This is a genomic window from Stenotrophomonas sp. yr243 (assembly GCF_900184195.1).
GTDB lineage: Bacteria > Pseudomonadota > Gammaproteobacteria > Xanthomonadales > Xanthomonadaceae > Stenotrophomonas > Stenotrophomonas lactitubi.
In genome coordinates this window covers 1188186-1209370 of record NZ_FXWT01000002.1, presented here as the reverse complement: position 1 = coordinate 1209370, position 21185 = coordinate 1188186, and the positions used below count along the sequence as shown (strand labels likewise).

The 21185-nt window shown below is 67.9% G+C and carries 24 protein-coding genes; all 24 read left to right on the top strand.

Annotated elements, in window-relative coordinates:
• The first annotated feature begins 105 nt into the window (after positions 1-105).
• The 24 genes from QOL57_RS12235 to QOL57_RS12120 all read left to right on the top strand — a co-directional run bounded on the left by QOL57_RS12235 (position 106) and on the right by QOL57_RS12120 (position 21153).
• A complete protein-coding gene (locus tag QOL57_RS12235; RefSeq protein ID WP_089237769.1) occupies positions 106-546 on the top strand; it encodes a hypothetical protein in 441 nt (146 codons plus the stop codon).
• Between the two features lie 70 nt (positions 547-616).
• Entirely contained in the window at positions 617-946 is a 330-nt protein-coding gene (locus tag QOL57_RS12230) for a hypothetical protein (RefSeq protein ID WP_089237767.1), read from the top strand.
• A 37-nt stretch (positions 947-983) separates the two neighbouring features.
• Complete coding sequence (locus tag QOL57_RS12225; protein WP_089237765.1) at positions 984-1637, top strand: sigma-70 family RNA polymerase sigma factor; 654 nt, start codon at positions 984-986, stop codon at positions 1635-1637.
• Positions 1634-1849 (top strand): hypothetical protein, encoded by a 216-nt coding sequence (locus tag QOL57_RS12220; protein ID WP_089237764.1) that lies wholly within the window; start codon positions 1634-1636, stop codon positions 1847-1849. The genes QOL57_RS12225 and QOL57_RS12220 overlap by 4 nt, the downstream gene beginning before the upstream one ends.
• Positions 1850-2095: 246 nt before the next feature.
• Entirely contained in the window at positions 2096-3493 is a 1398-nt protein-coding gene (locus QOL57_RS12215; RefSeq protein WP_089237762.1) for a cytochrome ubiquinol oxidase subunit I, read from the top strand.
• Between the two features lies 1 nt (position 3494).
• Positions 3495-4508 carry a cytochrome d ubiquinol oxidase subunit II gene (gene cydB, locus QOL57_RS12210; RefSeq protein WP_089237760.1) on the top strand — a complete coding sequence of 338 codons (1014 nt, stop codon included), beginning with the start codon at positions 3495-3497 and terminating at the stop codon, positions 4506-4508.
• Positions 4509-4737: 229 nt separating this feature from the next.
• On the top strand, positions 4738-5484 hold the full coding sequence (locus QOL57_RS12205) for a beta-ketoacyl synthase chain length factor (protein ID WP_089237758.1): 747 nt from the start codon (positions 4738-4740) through the stop codon (positions 5482-5484).
• Positions 5477-6274, top strand: a complete 798-nt coding sequence (locus QOL57_RS12200) for a lysophospholipid acyltransferase family protein (protein ID WP_089237756.1) — start codon at positions 5477-5479, stop codon at positions 6272-6274. Before QOL57_RS12205 ends, QOL57_RS12200 begins: the two co-directional genes overlap by 8 nt.
• A complete protein-coding gene (locus QOL57_RS12195; protein ID WP_005411610.1) occupies positions 6261-6518 on the top strand; it encodes a phosphopantetheine-binding protein in 258 nt (85 codons plus the stop codon). The genes QOL57_RS12200 and QOL57_RS12195 overlap by 14 nt, the downstream gene beginning before the upstream one ends.
• A gap of 16 nt (positions 6519-6534) precedes the next feature.
• Positions 6535-6792 carry an acyl carrier protein gene (locus tag QOL57_RS12190; protein ID WP_025878014.1) on the top strand — a complete coding sequence of 86 codons (258 nt, stop codon included), beginning with the start codon at positions 6535-6537 and terminating at the stop codon, positions 6790-6792.
• A 22-nt stretch (positions 6793-6814) separates the two neighbouring features.
• On the top strand, positions 6815-7366 hold the full coding sequence (locus QOL57_RS12185) for a hypothetical protein (RefSeq protein WP_089238175.1): 552 nt from the start codon (positions 6815-6817) through the stop codon (positions 7364-7366).
• Positions 7359-9044 (top strand): AMP-binding protein, encoded by a 1686-nt coding sequence (locus QOL57_RS12180; protein WP_089237754.1) that lies wholly within the window; start codon positions 7359-7361, stop codon positions 9042-9044. The genes QOL57_RS12185 and QOL57_RS12180 overlap by 8 nt, the downstream gene beginning before the upstream one ends.
• Positions 9034-9804: a glycosyltransferase family 2 protein gene (locus QOL57_RS12175; RefSeq protein ID WP_089237752.1), complete on the top strand. Its 771-nt coding sequence runs from the start codon at positions 9034-9036 to the stop codon at positions 9802-9804. Before QOL57_RS12180 ends, QOL57_RS12175 begins: the two co-directional genes overlap by 11 nt.
• 1 nt (position 9805) lies before the next feature.
• Positions 9806-10747 carry an acyltransferase gene (locus QOL57_RS12170; protein WP_089237750.1) on the top strand — a complete coding sequence of 314 codons (942 nt, stop codon included), beginning with the start codon at positions 9806-9808 and terminating at the stop codon, positions 10745-10747.
• A complete protein-coding gene (locus QOL57_RS12165; RefSeq protein WP_089237748.1) occupies positions 10737-12287 on the top strand; it encodes an aromatic amino acid ammonia-lyase in 1551 nt (516 codons plus the stop codon). The genes QOL57_RS12170 and QOL57_RS12165 overlap by 11 nt, the downstream gene beginning before the upstream one ends.
• The gene (locus QOL57_RS12160; protein WP_033832524.1) at positions 12274-12705 is read left to right on the top strand and encodes an acyl-CoA thioesterase; all 432 of its coding nucleotides are present in this window, start codon (positions 12274-12276) and stop codon (positions 12703-12705) included. Before QOL57_RS12165 ends, QOL57_RS12160 begins: the two co-directional genes overlap by 14 nt.
• Positions 12702-13331, top strand: a complete 630-nt coding sequence (locus QOL57_RS12155; protein WP_089237746.1) for an outer membrane lipoprotein carrier protein LolA — start codon at positions 12702-12704, stop codon at positions 13329-13331. Before QOL57_RS12160 ends, QOL57_RS12155 begins: the two co-directional genes overlap by 4 nt.
• Entirely contained in the window at positions 13324-15669 is a 2346-nt protein-coding gene (locus QOL57_RS12150) for a hypothetical protein (RefSeq protein ID WP_089237744.1), read from the top strand. The genes QOL57_RS12155 and QOL57_RS12150 overlap by 8 nt, the downstream gene beginning before the upstream one ends.
• Before the next feature lie 62 nt (positions 15670-15731).
• A complete protein-coding gene (locus tag QOL57_RS12145; RefSeq protein ID WP_089237742.1) occupies positions 15732-17006 on the top strand; it encodes an NAD(P)/FAD-dependent oxidoreductase in 1275 nt (424 codons plus the stop codon).
• Positions 16994-17548: a DUF3261 domain-containing protein gene (locus tag QOL57_RS12140; protein WP_089237740.1), complete on the top strand. Its 555-nt coding sequence runs from the start codon at positions 16994-16996 to the stop codon at positions 17546-17548. The genes QOL57_RS12145 and QOL57_RS12140 overlap by 13 nt, the downstream gene beginning before the upstream one ends.
• The gene (locus QOL57_RS12135; protein WP_089237738.1) at positions 17545-18732 is read left to right on the top strand and encodes a beta-ketoacyl-[acyl-carrier-protein] synthase family protein; all 1188 of its coding nucleotides are present in this window, start codon (positions 17545-17547) and stop codon (positions 18730-18732) included. Before QOL57_RS12140 ends, QOL57_RS12135 begins: the two co-directional genes overlap by 4 nt.
• Positions 18729-19187 carry a hotdog family protein gene (locus QOL57_RS12130; RefSeq protein ID WP_089237736.1) on the top strand — a complete coding sequence of 153 codons (459 nt, stop codon included), beginning with the start codon at positions 18729-18731 and terminating at the stop codon, positions 19185-19187. The genes QOL57_RS12135 and QOL57_RS12130 overlap by 4 nt, the downstream gene beginning before the upstream one ends.
• Complete coding sequence (gene fabG, locus QOL57_RS12125) at positions 19184-19915, top strand: 3-oxoacyl-ACP reductase FabG (RefSeq protein ID WP_089237734.1); 732 nt, start codon at positions 19184-19186, stop codon at positions 19913-19915. The genes QOL57_RS12130 and fabG overlap by 4 nt, the downstream gene beginning before the upstream one ends.
• A complete protein-coding gene (locus QOL57_RS12120; RefSeq protein ID WP_089237732.1) occupies positions 19915-21153 on the top strand; it encodes a beta-ketoacyl-ACP synthase in 1239 nt (412 codons plus the stop codon). The genes fabG and QOL57_RS12120 overlap by 1 nt, the downstream gene beginning before the upstream one ends.
• Positions 21154-21185 lie beyond the last annotated feature (32 nt).

Here is a 21185-nt window from a genome sequence, read left to right as displayed (position 1 = left end):
CAAGGGCCGGGGGAAGGGGCCACAGGTCATGCTGACCGCTTGGGCAAAGGGCATGGCAGGGCCGGGCCTGGCGCATGATGGGGGTTCACTTCGGAAGGAACCGATATGTACCGCTACGACTACACCATCTCCCTGGGGATCAAGCACCCGTCCGCGGCCAGCGCCGATATCTCAGCCCGTCTCGGAATGGAACGCGAGTTCTTCCGCGATGCGGGCACCGATCTGCGTCGCGAGGATGGCAGCCTGATCCGTGTGTACGCGTTTACCTGGGTGTTGTTCCAGCTGCCGAAGGACAAGGACGGCTGGTTGATGGACGCGTGGCCGGAAGTCGTGGAGACGCTTCAGGCACGTGCCCAGGTGATTCAGGCGTTGAACCAGGAAGGGGCGGAGCTCGGCCTGCGGATTGGCATCTTCGGGAAGCGCGCGTGGGCCGGCTTCGAGCTGGATGGCGATCTTGTACGACTGATGGCGGACCTGCGCGTGGGCTTCCAGCTGGAAACCTATTTCCCGGACGAACCGCCGGCGCCCGAAGCCGATGGCGCCTAGTGCAACCGGCTGCCGGCCTCGCGCATCCAATCTCCTGAACCCGCATCATCCAGCGGACAGGAGCACGACCATGCAGGAACTCATCCCGATCACCCTCTTCATCTGCACCGCCTATGCGATCCATGCCATCGCCGATGCGCGTGCGCGCAGCAAGCTGGTGGCGCCGCACGTGCCGGAAGAGGTGATCCGCTCGCTGGCGCTGCTGGAAGAGGAGCGCCGCCGCCAGGGCGCGCTGCGCTGGGGCATCAGCCTGGTGTGCCTGGCACTGGCCATGGCGCTGCTGGAGGCCATCGGTGCACGCGACCTGACGTTCGGCGCCGCCGCCGCGATGGTCGGCAGCGCCGGCCTGGGTCAGCTGCTGGCCTGGCACTTCACCCGCCCCGCAGTGCGCAAGGGCTGAACCGGCGCATGCTGCGGGCGCAGGAGGAGCCCCACGCATGAGCCTGCTGGGGGAAGCGCTGGCTGCATTGCGGGGGCGGCATCGACAGGATGGCGCGGCCGCGACCATCCCTGCCGAGCCGCTGGATGCGGACCAGGTGCTGGTGCGCGCCATCATCGACGGCTCGCAACCGGCCTTCGCGCAGCTGGTGGAAACACATCAGCGCACCTGCGCGCATGTGATCGGCCGCATGGTCGGCGACCGCGACCAGGTGGCCGACCTGCTGCAGGAAACGTTCCTGGCGGTATTCCGCCAGCTGCACCGGTTCCGTTTCGAATCCTCGCTGCGCACCTGGATTTCGCGCGTGGCCTACACCACCGCGCTGCAGTACCTGCGACGGCGGCGGCTGGAGGCGCAGTGGATGGTGGCGGTGCAAGCGCCCGAGGAACTGGGCGTTGGTGACGACGGGCCGGGCCCGGCGGAACTCAGCGAGACATTGCAGGCCGGCCGCCACCTCGGGGCTGCGCTGGAACGATTGAGTGCGCCGCAGCGCCTGATCGTAGGCCTGCATTATCTGGAGGATTTCGATCTGGCCGAGATCGAACAGGTGACAGGCCTGGCACGCGGTACCATCAAGAGCCACCTGTACCGTGCGCGCCAGGTCCTGAAGCAGGAACTGGTGCGGCACGCCACCGCCGGAGAGCTGTTGTGAACCGACCGACCGATTCCCGCGATGCGGAAGAGCGCGCGCTGGCACAGGCGTTGCGTGAGCAGGCGCAGCAGGAACAGACGCCGGATGTGAGCGAGGCGCTGCAGAAGCGCCTTGTCTCCGAATCGCGCGACAGCGGCGTGGGCTATGTGGTGGTGCAGGTGCTGCTGCTGGGGGCGCTGGTGGCGGGGGGCGTCTGGTATTTCTGGCGCTGAGGCGCCCGCCGGGTGATGGGCTGCTCCAATTGCTGTTGGTAGATGCCGACCTTGGTCGGCGCTTGGGTGTGTGCCAACCAAGGTTGGCAGCTACCAGAGCGGCTGAACGGTAGTGCCGCGCCATGTCGGCTGCGCCGCCTCCACCTGCGACAAAGTGAAGCAGCGCGTCACCCGGTCGCATCCCACCTTAACGAAATCCTCCTAAAGTGGTCCGGTATCCCACCGGCTCCTGGCAGGAGGCGTCCCTTGGACGCGTTGTTGTTGTCGCGGATCCAGTTCGGATTCGTCATCAGTTTCCACGTACTGTTCCCGGCCTTCACCATCGGCACGGCCAGCTGGCTGGCCTTCATCGAATGGCGCTGGCTGCGCACCAAGCTGCCGGTATGGCGCGAGCTGTATTTCTTCTGGCAGAAGATCTTCGCGGTGTCGTTCGGCATGGGCGTGGTCAGCGGCATCGTCATGGCCTTCCAGTTCGGCACCAACTGGCCGCGGCTGAGCGAAGTGGCCGGCACGGTCATCGGCCCACTGCTGACCTACGAGGTGCTCACCGCGTTCTTCCTGGAAGCCAGCTTCCTCGGCGTGATGATGTTTGGTTGGGGCCGGGTATCGCCGCGCCTGCATTGGCTGTCCACGTGCATGGTAGCGCTGGGCACGTTGTTCTCGACGTTCTGGATCCTGGCGTCCAACAGCTGGCTGCATACGCCGGCCGGCTACGAGATGGTCAACGGCATCGTGCATCCGGTCGACTGGTGGCAGGTGGTATTCAACCCGTCCTTCCCGTACCGGTTGGCGCACATGGCGTTGGGCTCGTTCATCACTACCTGTTTCGTGATCGGTGGTGTCGGCGCCTGGTACCTGCGTCGTGGCCAACACGTGGAAGCGGGTCGGCGGATGCTGATCGCCGCCGTCGCGTTCGCCGCGCTCACCGTGCCGCTGCAGATCTTCGTCGGCGACATGCATGGCCTGAACACGCTCAAGCACCAGCCGATGAAGATCGCGGCGATGGAAGCGCACTGGCATGAGACCAAGCAGGGCGAGGGCGTGCCGCTGGTGGTGTTCGCACTGCCCAACGAGAAGGAAGAGCGCAACGATTTCGAGGTGGCCATTCCCAAGCTCGGCAGCGTGATTCTCACCCACACCCTGGACGGTACGTTCGATCCGCTGACGTCGGTGCCGGCCAGCGAGCGGCCGCCGGTGACGCCGGTGTTCTTCGCCTTCCGCATCATGGTCGGTCTGGGCACGCTGATGCTGGTGCTGGCCTGGGTCTCGGCCATCCAGCTGTGGCGGAAGAAGCTGCTCGATTCGCCGTGGCTGCTGCGCGGCTGGAACTGGATGCTGCCCAGTGGCTTCATCGCGCTGATATCGGGCTGGTTCGTCACCGAGATGGGACGGCAGCCGTGGGTGGTGTACGGGGTGCTGCGCACCGCCGATGCGGTTGGCCCGCAGAGCGCGTGGATGACCGCGCTGTCGCTGACGGTGTACGTGGTCGGCTATGCCTTCGTGTTCGGCTGGGGTATCTGGTACCTGGTGAAGATCCTGCGCCATGGCCCGCAGCCGTACGACGCAGGGCCGTCGCTGGACCATGGCAGCCACACCCCGGCGCGGCCGCTGTCGGCCGCCGACGAACCGCTGGAGGAGCGCTGACATGGACCTGATGACCTGGCTGCCGGTGGCATGGTTCGCGGTGATCGGCTTCGGCGTGCTGATGTACGTAGTGCTGGATGGCTTCGTGCTCGGCATCGGCATCCTCGCGCCGTTCGCCGAGGACGAGGAACAGCTGGACCTGATGATGAACACCGCCGCGCCGATCTGGGACGGCAACGAGACCTGGCTGGTGCTCGGCGGCGCCGGCCTGATGGCGGCGTTCCCGAAGGCCTACGCGGTGCTGCTGTCGGCGCTGTACCTGCCGGTGCTGCTGCTGGTGGTGGCGCTGGTGTTCCGTGGCGTGGCCTTCGAGTTCCGTTTCAAGGCGCATCGTTCGCGGCGGCTGTGGAGCGTGGCGTTCGGCCTCGGTTCGCTGCTGGCCACCTTCGCCCAGGGTGTGATCCTCGGCACGCTGGTGCAGGGCCTGCCGCTGGTCGATGGTGTGTACCAGGGCGGTGCGTTCGGCTGGTTCAGCCCGTTCGCGATGCTGACCGGTGCCGCGCTGGTAGCCGGCTACGCATTGCTGGGCAGCACCTGGCTGATCCTGAAGACCGAAGGCCGCGTGCAGGCGCTGGCCCGGCAGATGACCCGGCCGCTGGTGGTGGCGGTGATCGCGGCGATGGGCCTGGTCAGCAGCTGGCTGCCGTTCCTGCAGTCGCGGCTGATGGACCGTTGGTTCAGCGACGGCAACTTCTGGTGGTTGTCGCCGGTGCCGCTGCTGACCCTGGCGGTGGCCATCGCGCTGTGGCGCAGCGCCACCCATCCGCGTCGCGACCTGCCGCCGTTCCTGCTCAGCCTGGCCTTGTTCGTGCTTGGCTTCGCTGGCTTGGTGCTGGGCATGTGGCCGTACCTGCTGCCGCCGTCGATGACGCTGTGGCAGGCCGCCGCGCCGGCCTCTTCGCTCAGCTTCACCCTGGTCGGGCTGGTGGTGCTGTTGCCGGTGATCCTGGGCTACACGGCCTGGTCGTACCGGGTGTTCCGCGGCAAGGTGCGCGCTGACGCCGGCTACCACTGAATCCGTTCGCTGGATCAATCCACGCGGGGGACGGTCGCTGACCGTTCCCCGTTGTGCTTTGTGAAACATGTCATCCCTGTGTCGGACGTGCTAGCGTGCGCTCCTTTCCGGCAGCCAGGGGGGCAGCCGGCGACGTCCTGGACGGATGCATGGCTGCAGGAATGGGGGGCAGCCGCGTGTCGCCGTAATGGCTCGAGACTCTCGTTCGCCCATCGAAACATCACCGGTAATGATCGAATTTTCCGTTGTCGACTGGGCCGCCTGGGCGCCTGGCCTGACCGAGCGTAGCCAATGGATGGGCTGGGCCGGGTCGCCGTTCCTGCCGCAGGGCGAGGACACGCCGGCGCTGGCCGAGATTCCGGCCATGCAGCGCCGCCGTATCGAGCGCCTGGGCCGCATGGCGATCCAGGCGGCGTGCTGGTGCGAGGACGGGCAGGGCGCTGACAGCCAGGTGCCGCTGGTGTTCGCCAGCCGCCATGGCGATGTCGCCCGTTCGATGGACCTGCTGGGCTCGCTGGTGGCCGATCAGCCGCTGTCGCCCACCGGCTTCGGCCTGTCGGTGCACAACGCCATCGCCGCGCTGTACTCGATCGCCCGCGGCCACCGTGGCAACTACCTGGCGTTGTCCGCCGGCCAGTCGACGGTGGAAGCGGCGTGCCTGGAGGCCGTCGGCCTGCTTGGTGATGGGGCCAGTGAAGTTCGGATCGTGGTCTATGAGTCGCCATTGCCCGACGTTTACGCCGAATTCGCCGACGAACCCGACCCGTTCTTTGCCTGGTGCTGGCGTCTGGCACCCGTCGGCACCGCCGGTGGCACCGATCTTTCGCTGTCCTGGCAGGTCGCCGACGACGTCGATCAGAGCGCGCCGGGCCTGCTGCCGCATGCGCTGGACCTGCACCGCTTCCTGCTGGCCGCAGATCCGGTGCTGCAGCACGTGACCCAAGGCCAGCGCTGGTCCTGGCGCCGCCGTGGCTGAGGCGCTGCGCCGCCTCGATCATGCCTGGCGGGTGTTCGGCACCGGTCTGAGCTTTGCCGCGTTTGGCGTGGGTGGGTTGTTGCTGGGCGTGCTGGTGATGCCGGTGCTGCTGCTGATGCGCGACCCGGTTGCCCGTCGTCGCCGGGCCCGCCGGCTGGTCCAGCGCGCCTTCGCCAGCCACGTATGGCTGATGTGCCGGCTGGGGGTGATGACCCTGCAGGTGGAAGGGCGCGAACGCCTGCAGCGCGACGGCCTGCTGGTGCTTGCCAACCACCCGACTCTGATCGACGTGGTCTGCCTGATCGCCCTGCTGCCCAACGCTGACTGCGTGGTCAAGCGGGCGGTGGCCTGCAACCCGTTCATGCGCGGCCCGGTGCGCGCGGCGGGCTACATTTCCAATGACGACGGCGCTGGCCTGGTCGATGACTGCGCGGCGGCCGTGCATGCCGGCGGCACCCTGGTCATCTTCCCGGAGGGTACCCGCAGTGTGCCCGGGCAGCCGCTGCGGCTGCAGCGCGGCGCCGCCAACATCGCCGTGCGCGGGCGCCTGGACATCACCCCGGTGCGCATTACCTGCACCCCGCCGACGTTGACCAAGGGCCAGAAGTGGTATCGTGTGCCCTCACGTCGTTTTCACGTTCAGCTGCAGATCGGCGAAGATATCCCGATCGCGCCGTTTCTGGCCGAAGATGACTCGCCAAGGGGGGATGCCCTGGCGGCCCGTCGCGTCACCGACCACCTCACTCGTTATTTCGACCTGTCTGGAGATCCGACCCGTGCAAGCACTTGAGCACGAGATCAAGGAATTGATCATTTCCTCGCTTTCACTGGAGGACATCACCCCGGAGGACATCGATCCGACCGCGCCTCTGTTCGTGGAAGGCCTCGGCCTGGACTCGATCGATGCGCTGGAACTGGGCCTGGCGCTGCAGAAGAAGTACGGTGTCAGCCTCTCGGCCGACTCGGAAGAAACCCGTCGCCATTTCTCCAGCGTGCGCGCGCTCGGCGAGTTCGTCGCCGCCCGCCAGTCGTAAGGCGCCAGGAACTGCCATGACCAAGAATGAATTGTTCGAGCGCATCGTCCGCATCCTGACCGACAGCTTCGAGATCGAGCCGGCGCGGATCAGCCCGGAATCGCGCCTGTACGACGACCTGGACATCGACAGCATCGATGCCGTGGACCTGATCGTGCAGCTCAAGCCGCTGCTCGGCCGCAACCTGCAGCCTGAAGCGTTCAAGGCCGTGCGCACCGTGCAGGACATCGTTGATGTCGTGCATGGCCTGCTGCCCGGTCAGGCCGCTGCCTGACAGCAGCACGGACGCCGCGACCATGGCACGGGCACGCATGGTCGTGGTGGCAGCGATTTCGCTTGCCTATCCGGTGCTGGTCTACGCGGCGATGGGCCGCTTCGAGCCGCGCTGGCTGGCGCTGCTGCTGTTTGCGCTGGCCCTGCTGCGCGCGCTGAGTACCCGGCAGCCCCTGTGGTGGGCCGCCGCCGCCGGCGCGGGCCTGCTGGCCGGGCTGGCCACCGTGCTCAACCAGGCGCTGCCGCTGAAGCTGTATCCGGCGCTGGTGAACGTGGTGATGTTGACGGTGTTCGCCACCAGCCTGCGCTTCGGTCCGCCCCTGGTGGAACGCCTGGCGCGCCTGCAGGAGCCGGACCTGCCACCGTTCGCGGTGATCTATACCCGTCGCGTCACCCAGGTGTGGTGCGGCTTTTTCGTTCTCAATGGTGGTCTCGCCCTGCTCACCGCGCTGTATGCGTCGGACCGGGTCTGGATGCTCTACAACGGATTGTTGGCGTACGTGATGATGGGATTGTTGTTCGGGGGCGAATGGCTGGTACGGCGTCGGGTCAAGGCAGCGCACGCGCATGGCTGACTGGATCGCCCTGGATCGGCTGCTGATCACGGCGCAGCCCGGCCGCGACATCGGTGTCTGCGATGGCATTGCCGTCAACCATGCCGCCTTCCGCCTGCGCGTGCTGGCCTGGCATGACGCTTTCAGCACTGCCGAAGGCCGCGACTGGGCGCTTTACTTCGATGACACCGTGGCCTTCGCTGCCGCGTTGTTCGGTGCCTGGCATGCCGGCAAGCGGGTGTTCCTGGCCGCCGACAACCTGCCCGCGACATTGCTGGCGCTGCAGCCGCAGGTGAGTGGTTTTGCAGGCGACCTGTCGGCCGATTACCAGCCGTTGCAGGCCACCGCTGTCGCCGACGATGCGCCGCTGCTGCCGTTGGACGAACGCGCCTGCGAACTATGTGTGTTCACCTCCGGCAGCACCGGCCAACCCAGCGCGATCAGCAAGCGGCTGGACCAGCTGGCGCGCGAGGTCGACGCACTGCAGGCCGCCTTCGGCGCCCAGCTCGACGGCGCGCAGGTGCATGGCACCGTGTCCCACCAGCATATCTATGGCCTGCTGTTCCGCGTGCTGTGGCCGCTGGCTGCCGGCCGCGCGATCCAGCCCCGGCGCTTCTTCCACGAAGACCTGGTGGGCGCGCTGGCCGGTACCGATACGGTGCTGGTCGCCACCCCGGCCCATCTCAAGCGCCTGCCCGAGCAGCTCGACTGGGCCAGCCTGCACGGTCGCCTGCGCGCGGTGTTTTCCTCCGGCGGCCCGCTGCCGGAGGACGCAGCGCGCCAGGTCCGTCAGTGGTTGGGCGTGGCGCCCACCGAGGTTTATGGCAGCAGTGAAACCGGCGGCATCGCCTGGCGACGCTGGGACTCCGATGCACCGCCGTGGCGGCCGTTGCCGGGCGTGCAGTGGCGGATCGAGGAGGACTGCCTGGCGGTCGCCTCGCCGCACCTGGAGACGTCGGACTGGTGGCGCACCCAGGATCGCGTGGAAGCACTGGCCGATGGCCGCTTCCGCCTGCTGGGCCGCGCCGATCGCATCGTCAAGATCGAAGAACGGCGCGTTTCGCTGGACGCACTGGAGCGCGCGCTGCGCGAGGACCCTGAAGTCGAGGACGCGCGCGTACTGGTGCTGCAGGGCCAGCGTGAGCAGCTGGCGGCCGTGGTGGTGCCGGCTGATCCGGCGCTGGCACGTGCCGGTGACAGCGCACGGCGTGCGCTGGGGCAACGGCTGGGCACGCGGCTGGCGCAGGGCCATGACGCGGTCACCCGGCCGCGCCGCTGGCGCCTGGTCGAATCGCTGCCGATCAATGCCCAGGGCAAGGTCACCCAGGCGGCGCTGGTCGCGCTGTTCCAGCCGCTGATGCCGGTGCCGGTCTGGGACTGTCGCGAAGAGGCGGAGGCCACCCTGCGGATGACGCTGGACCCCGCGCTGCGCGCGTTCCAGGGCCACTTCCCGCAGGCGGCGATCCTGCCCGGCGTGGCCCAGCTGGACTGGGCGGTGCGCTTCGGTCGCCAGGCCTTCGTGCTGCCGACCGGTTTCCAGCGCATGGATGCAGTGAAGTTCCAGCGCGTGGCCCGCCCTGGCGACGAGCTGACCCTGCAACTGCAGTGGGACGCCGAGCGCGGCGTGCTGACGTTCCGCTATACCTCCGAGCATGGCGTGCATGCCAGCGGCAGGGTGGTCTTCGCCGATGCGCATTGACCCGGCCACCGCTGGCGGCGCGTTCGCGCCGCTGGTGGTCATTCCCGTGTACGACCACGAACACGCCATCGCCGCGGTGGTCGATGGTGTGCAGGCCGCGGGTCTGTCCTGCCTGCTGGTCGACGATGGCTCGCAGCCCTCGTGCGCGGCGGTGCTGCGGGAACTGGCGCAGCGGGCGGGCGTCGACCTGCTGCGGCTGGACGTGAACCAGGGCAAGGGTGGTGCGATGCTGGCCGGTTTCGCTGAAGCGCAGCGTCGTGGCTACACCCACGTGCTGCAGATCGATGCCGACGGCCAGCACGATACCGGCGACCTGCCGCGTTTCATCAATGCCGCACGTACCCGCCCGGACGCAGTGATCTGCGGCATTCCGGCCTACGATGCCAGCGTACCGAAGGCCCGCCTGTACGGTCGCTACGCCACCCACATCTGGGTGTGGATCAACACGCTGTCGCTGCACCTGCGCGACACCATGTGTGGATTCCGCGTGTATCCGCTGCCGCCGGTGCTGCACCTGATCGGCGAGGAAACCATCGGCCGGCGCATGGATTTCGACACCGAAGTGATGGTGCGCCTGTACTGGCGACAGGTACCGGTCGAACACCTGGCCACGCGCGTGACCTATCCCGCCGACGGGGTTTCGCATTTCGATGTGTGGCGCGACAACGTGCGCATCAGCCGCATGCATACCCGGCTGTTCTTCGGCATGCTGTGGCGTGCGCCGCGCCTGCTGTGGCGCCGGCTGCAGGGGCAGGGCTGAGATGAGCCGCGCGCAGAACGCCCCGCACTGGGCCGACATCGGCGAGTCCACCTCGGTGGCCGGCGTACTGTTCCTGTGCTGGGTGCACCGTTGGTTCGGGCGCTGGCCGTTCCGCCTGTGCGTGTGGCCGGTGGTGGCCTGCCATTGGCTCGGCAACCGCGTCGGCCGCCAGGCCTCGATGCAGTACCTGCAACGACTGCAGGCGCATACCGGGGCGCTGGGGCATGCGCCCACCCGGCGCGACAGCCTGCGCCATTTCTTCAGCTTCGCCGACACGATGCTGGACAAGATTCTGGGCCTTGGCGGCCGCTATCCGCCCGAGCGCATCCGCCTGCAGCGCGACCTGGTGCTGGGCAAGATCGCACGCCGCGAAGGCGGCCTGATCCTCACCGCGCACATCGGCTGCCTGGAGTTGTGCCAGGTGCTGGCAGAGCAGGTGCCCGGTTTCCGCATCACCGTGCTGGTGCATACCGCACATGCGCAGCGTTTCAACCGCCTGCTGCAGCGGCTGGACCCGCTGGCCGCCGTTGAGCTGGTGCAGGTCACCGAAATGGGCCCTGCCACGGCGATGCTGCTGGCCGACAAGGTCGCTTCGGGTGGCTTCGTCGCCATCGTCGGCGACCGCGTGCCGGTGCAGGGCGGGCGCAGCGTGATGGCCGATTTCCTCGGCCACCGTGCGCCGTTCCCGATCGGCGCCTACGTGCTGGCGGCAGCGCTGGGCTGCCCGGTCTACACGATGTCGTGCCTGCACCAGGGCGACGGCTATCGGGTGGCATTCGAACAGTTCGCCGAGCGCGTGGTGCTGCCGCGCGGTTCGCGCGATGCCGCACTGGCCGAACAGGCGCAGCGCTTCGCGCACTGGCTGGAACTCCAGGTCATCCAGTCCCCGCTGGACTGGTTCAATTTCTTCCCCTTCTGGGATCAGGCTCCTCATGACGATTGACGCCGTACCCGTGTGCCGTTTCGGCGATGCACCGCTGACCATCGAAGACGTGGTCGCCCTGGCCCAGCGCACGTGCGAGGCCGCGCTGAGCGATGCGCCGGCGTTCCGCGCACATATCCAGCGCGGTGCCGATTTCCTCGACCGCCTGCTTCGCGAGGATGGCGTCATCTATGGCGTGACCACCGGCTACGGCGATTCGTGCACGGTGAACATTCCGCCGGCACTGGTCGCCGAGCTGCCGCACCACCTGTACACCTACCATGGCTGCGGCCTGGGCCGTTACCTGGACCCGGCCGAGACCCGCGCCGTGCTGGCTGCGCGCCTGGCCTCGCTGGTGCGTGGCATGTCCGGTGTCAGCGTGCCGTTGCTGGAAGGCCTGGCCACGCTGCTGCAGCACGATGTGCTGCCGTTGATTCCCGCCGAAGGTTCGGTGGGTGCCAGTGGCGACCTGACCCCGCTGTCGTACGTGGCAGCCGTGCTGTGCGGCGAACGCGAGGTGCTGCACGATGGCCGCGTGCAGCCGGCGGCCGACGTGCTGGCGAAGATCGGCATGACCCCGTTGAAGCTGCGGCCGAAGGAAGGCCTGGCGATCATGAACGGCACGGCGGTGATGACCGGCCTGGCCTGCCTGGCCTGGCAGCGCGCCGATTACCTGGCGCGCATGGCCACGCGCCTGACGGCGTTCAACGTGCTGTCCAGCGACGGCAACGCGCACCACTTCGATGAAACCCTGTTCGCCGCCAAGCCGCACCCGGGGCAGTCGCGCATTGCTGCGCGCCTGCGCAGCGACCTGCACAGCGAGCGCCCGCCGCGCAACGAGCAGCGCCTGCAGGACCGCTACTCGCTGCGCTGCGCGCCGCACGTGATCGGGGTGCTGGAAGACACCCTGCCGTTCCTGCGCCAGCTGATCGAAACCGAGCTGAACAGCGCCAACGACAACCCGCTGATCGATGCCGACGGCGAGCGCATCCTGCACGGTGGCCACTTCTACGGCGGTCACATCGCGCTGGCGATGGACACGCTGAAGAACACCGTGGCCAACATCGCCGACCTGCTTGACCGGCAGCTGGCGCTGGTGGTCGATGCCCGCTACAACCATGGCCTGCCGGCCAACCTGTCGGCGGCCACCGGCCCGCGTGCGGCGATCAACCATGGCCTGAAGGCGCTGCAGATCAGCGTTTCGGCATGGACGGCGGAGGCACTGAAGCAGACCATGCCGGCTTCGGTGTTCTCGCGCTCCACCGAATGCCACAACCAGGACAAGGTCAGCATGGGCACCATCGCCGCGCGCGACTGCCTGCGCGTGATCGAGCTGACTGAACAGGTGGTGGCGGCCATGCTGATCGCCGCCCGCCAGGGGCTGGCGCTGCGCGAACGGGTTGGCATGAACGCGCAGCTGCATGGCAGTCTGGCCGACATGTACGCCGACCTGGGGCAGCGCATCGCCCTGGTCGAAGAAGACCGCGCGCTGGATCGCGAACTGCGGGAACTGCTGGTGGAGATCCGCGCGCAACGCTGGGAGCTGTATGTCGGTGAATGAAGGCAACGAACTGGTCGGTGAAATCGAGCTGGCCCCCGCATTCCATGACTGCGATCCGATGAACGTGGTCTGGCATGGCAACTACTTCAAGTACTTCGAGATCGCGCGCTGCGCGTTGCTGAAGCGCTACGACTACGACTATCCGCAGATGCTCGAATCGGGCTACCTGTGGCCGGTGGTCGATGCGCGGGTGAAGTACGTGCGGCCGCTGCTGTTCGGGCAGGCGCTGCGCGTGCGCTCGCGCATCGTCGAGTGGGAGAACCGGCTGAAGATCGAATACGAGATCCTCGATGCGGAAAGCGGCCAGGTGCTGACCCGCGCGATGACCATCCAGGTCGCGGTCGACGCGGCCAGCAAGGAAATGCTGTACCAGTGCCCGCCGGTGCTGTGGCAGCGTCTTGGAGTGCCTGCCCCGTGATCCGATCCCTTCGTCTTCCGCGCGTGCTGCTGTGCACGCTGCTGCTGGTTGCCGCGCCGCTGCTGCAGGCCGCCGATCCCGCCGTCGATGCCATCACCCAGGCCGTCGCCCGGCCGGACGTGCTGCGCGGGCAGTTCACCCAGGAAAAGCAGGTCAGCGGCTTCAAGAACCCGCTGCGCTCGCAGGGCCAGTTCGTGGTCGCGCGCAAGCATGGGGTGATCTGGTCCACGCTCAAGCCGTTCCCGTCCGAGGTGGTGGTTACCGCCGACCGCATCCTCAGCCGCCAGCGCGATGGCAGCACCCGCGTCGAACTGGACGCACGCCAGCAGCCGGCGATGCGCTCGGTCAACGCGATCATGTTCGCGTTGATGAGCGGTGACGTGCAGGCACTGTCCAGCCAGTTCAACGTCGAGGCCACGCGTGAAGGGCAGGGCTGGCGCCTGAAGCTGACGCCGAAATCGGCGATGCTGGCCAAGGCCTTCCAGTCGCTGACGTTGCAGGGCGACCGTTACGTGCGCCAGGTCGAGATCGTCGAAGCCAACCAGGATCGCACCCGCATCCAGTTCACTGCGCTGAGCGAAGCGCCGGCCACGTTGAACGCCGACGAGGCGCGCCGCTTTGAGTGACAGCGCCGCACCGGATCGCCTGCGCCGCTGGTGGCACTGGCTGGGCATCGCCTGGCTGTTGCTGTTGCTGGTGCTGGGCGCACAGCAGTGGCGGCTGTGGAGCCAGGAGTCGCGGATCGACACCGACATCCTCGCCCTGCTGCCGCAGGACGCGCACGACCGCCTGCTCAGCGACGTCACCCGGCGCATCGCCGATGGCAGCTCGCGGCAGGTGGTGGTGCTGCTCGGCAGCACCGACGGAGCCGCTGCCAAGCGCGCGCAGGCGGCGTTCGCTGCGGCAATGGCCAGCGATGCCGACAGCGCGCTGCTGGTGCCCAGTGGTTCGATCGAAGGCTGGTTCGATGACGCACGTGCGTTCTACGCACCGTACCGCGACCGCCTGCTGACCCCGGCCCAGCGCGAGCAGCTGCAGCAGGCCGAACCCGCTGCGCTGGCCGAACAGGCGCTGGGTGCGCTGTACGGACCGATGGGCGCGCCGCGCCTGACCGAGTGGCGGCAGGATCCGCTGTCGCTGTGGCCGCAATGGTGGCAGCAGCAGGCCCAGGGCTCCGGTCTGCGCCTGGGCGATGACGGCCTGCTGGAGGCCGAGGGCAAGCACTGGGCGGCGCTGCAGTTCGATACGCCGGGCTCGGCCTTCAGGCTTGATGGCGAGCGCCATCTCGACGGTCTGCTCGAGCGCGCCGGACAGGCGGCCAAGGCCGCTGCGCCGGATCTGGAGATCCTGCATGCCGGCGTGCCGTTGCATGCCGAAGCGGCCGCCGTGCAGGCCAACCAGGAGATCAACACCATTGGCTGGGGTTCGCTGGCGGCGGTGCTGCTGCTGGTGTGGCTGGCGTTCCGCTCGCTGCGGCCGATCCTGCTGGTCGCCGCCTCGCTGCTGATCGGTTGTGGTGTGGCGCTGGCGGTGACCGTGCTGGTGTTCGACAAGGTGCATGTGCTGACCCTGGTGTTCGGTGCTTCGCTGGTTGGCGTGGCCGAGGACTACGGCATTCACTGGTTCGCTTCGCGCCAGGCCGAGCCGGCCGACCGCCGCTGGAAGCTGCTGCGGCATCTGCTGCCAGGCCTGTGGCTTGCCCTGCTGACCAGCGCGCTGGCCTACCTGGCACTGGGCCTGGCGCCGTTCCCCGGCCTGCGGCAGATGGCGTTGTTCTCGGTGGTCGGCCTGGCCGCTGCCTTCCTCACGGTGATCTTCTGGTTCCCGTGGCTGGACGGTGGCGAGATCCGTACTACCCGCTTCGCGCAGTGGCTGGGCAATACGCTCGAGCGTTTCCCGCGCCTGCACGGGCGTCGCCCGGTGGCGATCTTCCTCGGCATGGCCGCGCTGGTGTCGGCCATCGGCATCGCCCGCCTGCAGAGCAATGACGACCTGCGCAGCCTGCAGTCGTCGCCACCGGCGCTGATGGCCCAGCAGATCCGCCTCAGCCAGTTGCTGGGCATGCCCAGCCCGGCGCAGTTCTACCTGGTGCAGGGCCGCGATGCCGCACAACTTCTGCAGCGCGAAGAAGCGCTGACCACGCGCCTGCGCGAACTGACCAACGACAAGCGCATCGGTGGTTACCGTGCGATCAGTGACTGGTTGCCGTCGCCTGCGCGTCAGCAGGCCGATGCGGCGCTGACCGCCCGGGTGGAACCGGGTGTACTGGCCGCCGTGGGCGAAGCGGTGGGCGAGCCCTTGCAGCGCCCTGCATTCGCGGCGGCGCCGCTGAGCGCCGACGCCTTCCTCGCTTCGCCCGCGTCGCAGCCGTTCCGCCACCTCTGGGTCGGCAACGTAGGCGGGCAGATGATCAGCGTGGTGATGGTCGATGACCTGTCGCGTGCCGATGCGCTGGCCACCCTGCGCGGTGCCGCCGAAGGCCTGGACGGCGTGCGCTGGGTCGACCGCACCGCTGATTTCTCGCAGCTGCTGGGTCACTACCGCAAGCTGATGGGCGGCCTGCTGCTGGTCGGCATCGCGCTGGTGTTCGGCGCCCTGTGGCTGCGTTACCGTCGCCAGGCCTGGCGCGTGTTCGCACCAACCCTGGTCGCCGGCGCGCTCACCCTGGGCCTGCTTGGCCTGTTCGGTCAGCCGCTGCAGCTGTTCAATGTGCTGGCATTCATGCTGCTGCTGGGCATGGGCATCGACTACGGCATCTTCCTGATCGAGCACCGCGGCGACGCCAGTGCTTGGCTGGCGGTGTGCGTGGGCGCGGCCAGCACCTGGCTGTCGTTCGGCCTGCTGGGTCTTTCGCAGACGCCGGCGCTGCGCGCGTTCGGGCTCACCCTGCTGTTCGGCATCGGCCTGGTCTGGCTGATCTCGCCGCTGTTCCGGCCGCCACCGCATGACGTGCCGCCGGCCTGAGCGGACACGCTTCATTCCGATTCCTCCGCTTTTCCACCTGATCGAGCAACAAGGACGCACCGATGACTACTGCTGTGGATGCTGCTGATTCTTCCAGCCACGAAGACGTGGAACGTACCGAAATCCTGATCATCGGCGCGGGCCCGGCCGGTTCGGTGGCCGCGGCGATGCTGCGCCAGCAGGGCCGCAAGGTGCTGATGCTGGAACGCCAGCAGTTCCCGCGCTTTTCCATCGGCGAGAGCCTGCTGCCGCAGAGCATGGAATACATCGAAGCGGCGGGTCTGCTGCAGGACGTGGTCGAGGCGGGCTTCCAGTACAAGAACGGCGCGGCCTTCGTGCACGGGGAAGCGCGCACCGCGTTCGACTTCAGGAAGAAGTTCTCGCCGGGCTGGGGCACCACCTACCAGGTGCAGCGCGCCGACTTCGACAACGTGCTGGCGCGCGGCGCCGAGCGCATGGGCGCGACCCTGCGTTTCGGCGACGAAGTGCTGGCAGTCGAGCCGGGCGAACAGCCGGTGGTGAACGTGCGCCGCCCGGATGGCAGCGAGTACCGCATCGAAGCCGATTTCATCCTCGACGCGTCCGGCTTCGCACGGCTGCTGCCGCGCCTGCTCAACCTGGAATCGCCGTCCAATTTCCCGGTGCGTGGCGCGATCTTCTGCCACGTGCGTGACAACATCCCGGCCGAAGCGGATTTCGACCGCAACAAGATCCTGATCACCACCCATCCCGAGCACATCGACGTCTGGTACTGGACGATTCCGTTCTCCAACGGCTGCTGCTCGCTGGGCGTGGTTGCCGAGCCGTCATTCTTCGAGCGCTACGAAGGCGACGATCTGCAGAAGCTGCAGGCCATCGTCGGCGAAGATCCGAACCTGACCTCGCTGCTGGCCAACGCCGAATGGGCAGTGCTGCCGGTGCGCCGCATCACCGGCTATTCGGCCAACGTCAGCTCGCTGTGGGGCCCGGGCTATGCGCTGCTGGGCAACGCCGGCGAGTTCCTCGATCCGGTGTTCTCCTCCGGTGTCACCATCGCGTTCAAATCCGCGCAGTTGGCCAGCGAATGCCTGAAGCGCCGCTACGCGGGCGAGACCGTTGACTGGGAAAAGGACTTCTCGATTCCGCTGCGTGCCGGCGTGAAGACCTTCCGCCGCTTCGTCGAAAGCTGGTACCAGGGCGGCTTCCAGAAGATCATCTACCACCCCGACCAGCAGCCGCAGGTGCGCGACATGATCAGCTCCATCCTGGCCGGCTACGCTTGGGACACCAACAATCCGTATGTGGCCGACGACAGCGGCCGCCGCATGCGTGTGCTGGAGGAACTGTGCAGCGCCTGATTGCCCGCCTTTCTGCGGTCCTGCTGTGCCTGCTGCTGGCCGCCTGTGCCAGCCGCATGCCGCGACCGCTGGTCGAACTGCCGCCGTTGCGGCTGGCACCGTCCAGCCTGCCGGCGCCGTTGGCCCTGCAGCAGCAGCTGCACTTCCGCTTCGGCAGCCACGAGCGTGATCTGGACGCGCTGCTGGAGGCTGACGCGCAGCAGGTGCGGCTGGCCGTGCAGGCGATGGGCCAGACCGGCGTGCGCCTGCAGTGGGATGGCCAGCAGCTGACCCAGCAGCGTGCACCGTGGCTGCCGCCACAGGTGCGCGCCGAACGCGTGCTGGACGACCTGCAGTTCGCGCTGTGGCCAACCGACGCCGTTGCCGCCGCGCTGCCGGCCGGCTGGCAGGTGAGCGATGACGGCCGCCAGCGCAGCCTGTTGCGCGATGGCACCGTGTGGCTGCAGCTGCAGCGCTTGGCTGATGGCAGCGTGCAACTGGACAACCGCGCCGAGGGCTACACCCTGCGCATCGAATCGATCGACATGGCCGGCCAGCAATGAAGAGCGCGCCCATTTTCCTCAACGACCTCGGCGTGGTCTGCGCATTGGGTGACGGCCGCGCCGCAGTGGCGGCTGCGCTGTTTGCCGACGTGCCCGGCGGGTTGAGCGACAACGCTACCCTGCTGCCAGGTCGCACTCTGGCGCTGGGCGAAGTGCACAGCCCGTTGCCGACGCTGGAAGCCCTGCCGGTGTCCCTGCGTGGCCGCAACAACGCGCTGCTGGACGTGGCCCTGGCGCAGATTGCGCCGGCCGTTGCCGAGGCCATCAGCTGTTACGGTGCCGAACGCGTGGCCGTGGTGCTGGGCACCAGTACCTCGGGCATCGGTGAATCAGAGCAGGCGCTGCGTACCCGCGCCGAGCACGGCCATTGGCCCGAAGGGTTCGACTACGCGCAGCAGGAAATGGGCACCGCCGCGCAGTTCGTGCGGGAGCGCAGTGGCGCGCTGGGCCCGGCCTGGACGCTGTCCACGGCCTGTTCGTCCAGCGCCAAGGCGTTGATGTCGGCTGCGCGCATGCTGCGTTCGGGCATCGTCGATGCGGTCATCGCCGGTGGTGCCGATTCCCTGTGCCGGTTCACCGTCGCCGGATTCAGCGCGCTCGAATCAGTCTCCGCCGTGCGCTGCAACCCGTTCTCGCAGCATCGCTGCGGGATCAACATCGGCGAGGGCGCCGCGCTGTTCCTGCTGACCCGCGAACCGGGTCCGGTCAGCCTGGCCGGTTGGGGTGAGTCGGCCGACGCGCACCATATGTCCGCACCGGATCCGCAGGGTCTGGGTGCCATCGATGCCCTGCAGCAGGCATTGCAGCGTGCCGGCTGGGCGCCTTCGGAAGTGGATTACGTGAACCTGCATGGCACCGCGACCGGCCACAACGACGCGATGGAAAGCCACGCCGTGGCGCAGGTACTGGGCACCGATGTGCCGGCCAGCTCGACCAAGCCATTGACTGGCCACACTCTGGGTGCGTCCGGCGCGATCGAAGCGGCGCTGTGCTGGATCCTGCTGGCCGAGAATCCGCAGCAGCAGCTGCCGCCGCACTGGTGGGACGGCGTGGCCGATCCGGCGCTGCCGGCGTTGCCGCTGGTCGCCCCGGCGACCTTCCTGCCGCAGCTGCCGCGGCGGGTGCTGAGCAATTCGTTCGCCTTCGGCGGCAGCAATGCCGTGCTGGCACTGGAGCGCCGATGAACATGCCGCTGTATGCCATCGAAGAAGTGGTGCCGCACCGCCAGGACATGTGCCTGCTGGACCGCATCCTGCGCTGGGACCAGGACAGCATCGAGGCGGAACTGGTGGTGCCCGAGGCCGGCCTGTTCATCGAAGACGGTGCGGTACCGGCATGGGTCGGCATCGAATACATGGCCCAGGCCATCGCCGCCTGGGCCGGCTGCCGTGCGCGTACGGCCGGCAACCCGCCGCAGCTGGGCTTCCTGCTCGGCAGCCGGCGCTATGCCAGCACGCGCAGCAGCTTCCCCAGCGGTACCCGCCTGCAGGTACAGGCGCGTTGCGAGCTGTTGGGCGACAATGGATTAGGGATGTTTGCCTGCCGCATCCTGGCAGGCGAAGAAGAATGGGCGGTTGCCAACGTGTCGGTGTTCGAACCGGCCGACTCGATGGCCTATCTGGAGAGTGGACAGGCATGACAGGGAATCGAAGCGTGCTGGTGACCGGCGCGAGCCGGGGCATCGGCCGGGCCATTGCGCTGCGTATCGCGCGCGATGGCTTCGACGTGGTGGTGCATTGCCGCAGCCGTGTGGAAGAAGCACAGGCAGTGGCCGACGAGATCCAGGCACTGGGCCAGCAGGCCCGCGTGCTGGCGTTCGACGTGGCCGATCGTGCCGCCGCACGTGCCGCGCTGGAGTCAGACGTGGAGGCACATGGCGCCTATTACGGCGTGGTGTGCAATGCCGGCATCGCCCGTGACGGCGCGTTCCCGGCATTGTCCGAGGACGACTGGGACCAGGTGATCCACACCAATCTGGACGGCTTCTACAACGTGCTGCATCCGCTGATCATGCCGATGGTGCGGCGGCGCAAGCCGGGCCGCATCGTCACCCTGTCCTCGGTGTCCGGCGTGGCCGGCAACCGTGGCCAGGTCAATTACAGTGCGGCCAAGGCCGGCATCATCGGCGCCAGCAAGGCATTGGCGCTGGAGCTGGCCAGCCGCCAGATCACCGTCAACTGCGTGGCCCCGGGCCTGATCGAGACCGACATGCTCAACGAAGAAGTGGTCGAACACGCCTTGAAGCTGATCCCGGCCGGCCGCGTCGGCCGTCCCGAGGAAGTGGCGGCCACGGTCGCGTTCCTGCTGTCCGAGCCGGCCGGGTACATCACCCGCCAGGTGATCTCGGTCAACGGAGGGATGATCTGATGGCCGCCGATCGTCGAGTGGTGGTCACCGGTGCCGCCGCCATCAGTCCGCTCGGCCACGACTGGCCGACCATCCAGGCCCATCTGCGCAGCTGCCGCAACGCGGTGCGTTCGATGCCGGAATGGGATGTGTATGCGGGTCTGAACACCAAGCTGGCCGCGCCGGCGCAGGACTACGAGCTGCCGCCGAACTACAACCGCAAGACCACCCGCTCGATGGGCAAGGTGGCGATCATGTCGGTGCGCGCCACCGAGGTCGCCCTGCGTGAGGCAGGACTGTTCGAGCACCCGGTTCTGCGCAGTGGCCGCACCGGCGTGGCCTACGGCTCATCGTCGGGCAGCCACGAGGCCACCGGCGAATTCGGTCGCATGCTGCATGAGTTCACCACCGACGGCATCAGCGCCACCACCTACCTGAAGATGATGAGCCATACCGCGCCGGTCAACATCGGTGTGTTCTTCGGCTTGTCCGGACGTGTCTACACCACCTCCAGCGCCTGTACGTCGGGCAGCCAGGGCGTGGGCGCCGGCTACGAAGCGATCCGCAGCGGCAAGCAGACGGTGATGGTGGCCGGTGGCGCCGAGCAGCTCGACGCCACCGCCGCCGCAGTGTTCGACACCCTGTTTGCCACCAGCACGCGCAACGATGCGCCGCACACCACTCCGCGCCCGTTCGATGCCGGCCGCGATGGCCTGGTGCTGGGCGAGGGCGCCTGCACGCTGATCCTGGAGGATCTGGAGCACGCGCAGGCACGCGGCGCGACCATCCTTGCCGAGATCGTGGGCTACGGCACCAACAGCGACGGCCAGCACGTTACCCAGCCCAGCGCCGACACCATGGCCCAGGCCATGCGCCTGGCGCTGGAAGACGCCGGCCTGCAGCCGGCGCAGATCGACTACGTGAACGCCCACGGCACGGCCACCGACCACGGCGACATCGCCGAGACCCAGGCCACTGCCCAGGTGTTCGGCAGCCGCGTGCCGATCAGCTCGTTGAAGAGCTACGTCGGCCACATGCTGGGCGGTTGCGGTGCGTTCGAAGCCTGGATGAGCATCGAGATGATGCGCGCCGGCTGGTTCGCGCCAACCCTGAATCTGGTCGAGGTGGACCCGCGCTGCGGCCAGCTCGACTTCATCACCGGACAAGGCCGCGAGCTGCAGGCCGAGTACGTGATGAGCAACAACTTCGCCTTCGGCGGCATCAACACCTCGCTGGTGTTCCGTCGCTGGACCGAATGATCCCGCCCTACCCGCACCTCAACAAGGAGACG

Excerpts from the sequence above, each read along its gene's own strand:
- QOL57_RS12235 (WP_089237769.1), top strand. The coding sequence starts at position 106 with ATGTACCGCTACGACTACACCATCTCCCTGGGGATCAAGCACCCGTCC.
- QOL57_RS12230 (WP_089237767.1), top strand. The coding sequence starts at position 617 with ATGCAGGAACTCATCCCGATCACCCTCTTCATCTGCACCGCCTATGCG.
- QOL57_RS12225 (WP_089237765.1), top strand. The coding sequence starts at position 984 with ATGAGCCTGCTGGGGGAAGCGCTGGCTGCATTGCGGGGGCGGCATCGA.
- cydB (WP_089237760.1), top strand. The coding sequence starts at position 3,495 with ATGGACCTGATGACCTGGCTGCCGGTGGCATGGTTCGCGGTGATCGGC.
- QOL57_RS12205 (WP_089237758.1), top strand. The coding sequence starts at position 4,738 with ATGATCGAATTTTCCGTTGTCGACTGGGCCGCCTGGGCGCCTGGCCTG.
- QOL57_RS12190 (WP_025878014.1), top strand. The coding sequence starts at position 6,535 with ATGACCAAGAATGAATTGTTCGAGCGCATCGTCCGCATCCTGACCGAC.
- QOL57_RS12185 (WP_089238175.1), top strand. The coding sequence starts at position 6,815 with ATGGCACGGGCACGCATGGTCGTGGTGGCAGCGATTTCGCTTGCCTAT.
- QOL57_RS12180 (WP_089237754.1), top strand. The coding sequence starts at position 7,359 with ATGGCTGACTGGATCGCCCTGGATCGGCTGCTGATCACGGCGCAGCCC.
- QOL57_RS12175 (WP_089237752.1), top strand. The coding sequence starts at position 9,034 with ATGCGCATTGACCCGGCCACCGCTGGCGGCGCGTTCGCGCCGCTGGTG.
- QOL57_RS12170 (WP_089237750.1), top strand. The coding sequence starts at position 9,806 with ATGAGCCGCGCGCAGAACGCCCCGCACTGGGCCGACATCGGCGAGTCC.
- QOL57_RS12165 (WP_089237748.1), top strand. The coding sequence starts at position 10,737 with ATGACGATTGACGCCGTACCCGTGTGCCGTTTCGGCGATGCACCGCTG.
- QOL57_RS12160 (WP_033832524.1), top strand. The coding sequence starts at position 12,274 with ATGTCGGTGAATGAAGGCAACGAACTGGTCGGTGAAATCGAGCTGGCC.
- QOL57_RS12145 (WP_089237742.1), top strand. The coding sequence starts at position 15,732 with ATGACTACTGCTGTGGATGCTGCTGATTCTTCCAGCCACGAAGACGTG.
- QOL57_RS12135 (WP_089237738.1), top strand. The coding sequence starts at position 17,545 with ATGAAGAGCGCGCCCATTTTCCTCAACGACCTCGGCGTGGTCTGCGCA.
- QOL57_RS12130 (WP_089237736.1), top strand. The coding sequence starts at position 18,729 with ATGAACATGCCGCTGTATGCCATCGAAGAAGTGGTGCCGCACCGCCAG.
- fabG (WP_089237734.1), top strand. The coding sequence starts at position 19,184 with ATGACAGGGAATCGAAGCGTGCTGGTGACCGGCGCGAGCCGGGGCATC.
- QOL57_RS12120 (WP_089237732.1), top strand. The coding sequence starts at position 19,915 with ATGGCCGCCGATCGTCGAGTGGTGGTCACCGGTGCCGCCGCCATCAGT.